The organism is Candidatus Marinimicrobia bacterium CG08_land_8_20_14_0_20_45_22 (assembly GCA_002774355.1).
Taxonomy (GTDB): Bacteria; Fidelibacterota; UBA2242; order UBA2242; family UBA2242; genus 0-14-0-20-45-22.
In genome coordinates this window covers 1-2940 of the sequence record PEYN01000184.1, presented here as the reverse complement: position 1 = coordinate 2940, position 2940 = coordinate 1, and the positions used below count along the sequence as shown (strand labels likewise).

Annotated in this window: 4 protein-coding genes; all 4 read left to right on the top strand. The window is 45.8% G+C overall.

From position 1 onward, the window contains the following. Nucleotides 1-8 precede the first annotated feature (8 nt). Nucleotides 9-857, top strand: a complete 849-nt coding sequence (locus tag COT43_10430; GenBank protein ID PIS27459.1) for a hypothetical protein — start codon at nucleotides 9-11, stop codon at nucleotides 855-857. 17 nt (nucleotides 858-874) lie between these two features. Then, a complete protein-coding gene (locus tag COT43_10425) occupies nucleotides 875-1681 on the top strand; it encodes a hypothetical protein (protein ID PIS27458.1) in 807 nt (268 codons plus the stop codon). Beyond that, nucleotides 1665-2462, top strand: a complete 798-nt coding sequence (locus COT43_10420) for a hypothetical protein (GenBank protein ID PIS27457.1) — start codon at nucleotides 1665-1667, stop codon at nucleotides 2460-2462. The genes COT43_10425 and COT43_10420 overlap by 17 nt, the downstream gene beginning before the upstream one ends. A gap of 187 nt (nucleotides 2463-2649) precedes the next feature. Next, nucleotides 2650-2940: hypothetical protein (locus tag COT43_10415; GenBank protein PIS27456.1), on the top strand; the 291-nt coding region annotated here is incomplete at its 3' end.

Here is a 2940-nt window from a genome sequence, read left to right as displayed (position 1 = left end):
CGAAGGTGATGATCGATTGCCTTGCGCATCGATGCCGCCTATCCGATACCGCGTGTCTAGCCCGTTATCGCAGGGCATTATCGCCGCCGAATAATTTTGAAATCCAATATGTCGGATTGGAAAAATGCCTGGAATGCGAAACCGGCAAACGCCTGGCGGATGCCGAATCCAAAAATATTGTTGGTTCTGACAACCGGCCGAAAACCGGCGGACACGCAGGTCAGCCCATTGTAGGGGCGGACCTATGTGTCCGCCCATTTATCCGCCACAAATTAAATCATCCCCAAACAAAGGAGGAAAAAATGGAACCACAAAAAATTTGCAAACGCTGCGGCAAAGGCAAACCGATTTCCGAATTTGGGCATCATCATTCTACGAAGGACGGCCTTTCCACGTTGTGCCGGGATTGTTTCAGCTTGATGACCAAAGAATCCGCCAAGAAACGATATGGTATCGGTGGGGCGGGTTTAAAGGCGGGTATCGATGCGGTCGATACGCCACCAAGCCGCCCAGGACATGGAGGACTTGTAGGTTCGGACCTATGTGTCCGAGCCAAAGAGGATCATCCGCCTCAACGTCTGCCCGCAAAGGGCGGAAAATCTTCCGCAAAGGGCGGACACGCAGGTCCGCTCCTACGGGAAACCGAACCGCCCACGCCGTCCCTGGATGATGATCCCGTTGCGATCCAGCTTCGCCTCGCCGTGCAGGCGACCGCACGGGCCTATGAGATGGCAAAAAGTTCCCCGGACCTCTATAAGTATGTCCCGCGCCTCGCCGTGATTTTCTCCGAAACCCTGCTCAGATCGCTGCCATGGATCGGCGTTAGCGTCCTGGGGGATTGGGTGAGGAAAGAATAAGAAAAGGAGGCGATCAATTGGGGAAAAAAGAGATTCAGAAAGTGATAATTGAATACATACCCAGAGGCGAAATTTTATCCATTGAACCGTTTTGCGAGATATTTCCGATTGAAAAAGAAGTCTTAAATAAAGTCGTCGCCGACATAAAGGAACATGGCTATGACCAGAATTTTCCGGTTACGGTCTGGCCGCATGACGGGAAGCTAATCTGCATCGACGGACACACCCGTCTTGTGGCTGCTGAAATCGCTGGAATAGATTGGATACCAGTGTTTAAAAGAGGCTTTCTGGGAGATGAGGATGAAGCCATCCGGTACGTCATCCACTGCCAGCGTGATCGCCGGAACATGACGGACGCGGATATCGCCTGGTGCATCGAGGCGGTGGATAAACTGAAGGGGAAAGGCGAAAGGACAGACCTAGCGTCACTTGACGCTAGGTCTGGGAAATCGGCCCAAGAGACCGCCGAAATCGTCGGAACATCCGAACGTAAGGTGGAGAAATATCGCACGGTGATGACCCATGCCGATGACGAGACAAAAGCCGCCGTGAAGTCTGGCGAAAAATCCATCAACAGGGCCTACACGGAGACCCAACAGAAACGAAAGGAAAAGGAGGTGATACAAAAAGAACAACCGGAAAATCAAAATGATAATAAATTTTGGAAAGGAATTTTGAAATCAATAAAATTTTTAAATCGTAAAATATCTAAAGGAGGAAAATATCCGGCGAAAATAAAATCCGCTATTAAATCGGAAATATTATTTGAATTTAATACTCTAAATATTCTCATTACGAGGCTTGAAAATGAAAAGAAAAATTAAAATCGATTGGAAAAAAGTAAGACAAGAATTTATAGGAAAAGGAAAAATTGCCGTTGTTCGGATAGATGGCCCGGATGAGCATGGAACCTATCGCTTGCATTATGAGGAAAACGGCAATGCACAATGGATAGATAGTAAAGAAAAAGATGAAATGGAAAAAATACTAATCGAATTCGGAGGTAAAAATCTCGATTCGGTTTCCGCGCCGGATAAGTTCTTATTGTTAAACGATTGGTCAAGTCAAGATATCGCAGAATTGGGCCATTCCATTAAACAGATTTCCTTAACGGGATGTTTGGTCACCAGGGAAAATACGATACCTATCATATTTCCATCGTCATGTGGTTCATCCCCTATATCAAAATCAAAAAAAGAAAAGAAAAAACAGACTATTGAGGCAAATATTATCCAGAAAGACAAAGACAATCTTACATTCACCGCAAAATTTAACGATGAAAATGAATTCAACAATCTCATTAAATTCGTCAAAAATAATAAAATAATGAAAAATATGGTATTTTATGTAACGAGAATGGTCACTCAAAATTTAAAATCAAAACAAACTTGTCTATGGTTGAGGAAGACGTCAGGAGATGGAATCAAAAGAATGATTCTAGAATTGCGGGCTATTGATGGAGTCAGCTTTGATCGATGTTGTCTATTTGATCTTATTTCTGCTGCTGATGATATGGCCGACGGAGAATGTAAACATGTTCCAGACATCAGCAAAAAACGATATGAAAAATTACTTTGTTATACACATGCATCAAATCAAAAATAAAACCCGCCAAGGTCGGCCACCTCGGCGGGATCGGTAAACTCCGGTAGGGTCCGGTAAATAATATTGAAAGGAAGGTAAATAAATTGAAATGAGTTGTCAAGGATGATTTTGAAAATAAACGGTGTAGGAGCGGACCTATGTGTCCGCCCGTTTGTCGGTCCAATTTCCGCCCTGAAGGATTAAACGCATGGACCTAAAACCCCTTCTGGATGCCGCATCCGATGCGGATCGTGCCGAGCTGACGATACTACACAACGCCCATGTGACGGCGTTATCCGGCGTGCAGGCGGGCGCAACCGAGGCATCTTTGCGCACTTACAAGGCCGCCCAGGAAGCGCTGGAGCGGATCGTCGAACGCCTGACGGAGAAATATTTCCCGAAGGATAGCGATAAATCCCCGGTATTTAAAAACCGCGCGGAGGCGTTCCGGCATCTGGTCGGGCAAGGGTACAAACTCGGCAAATCCAAATTTTTCAAA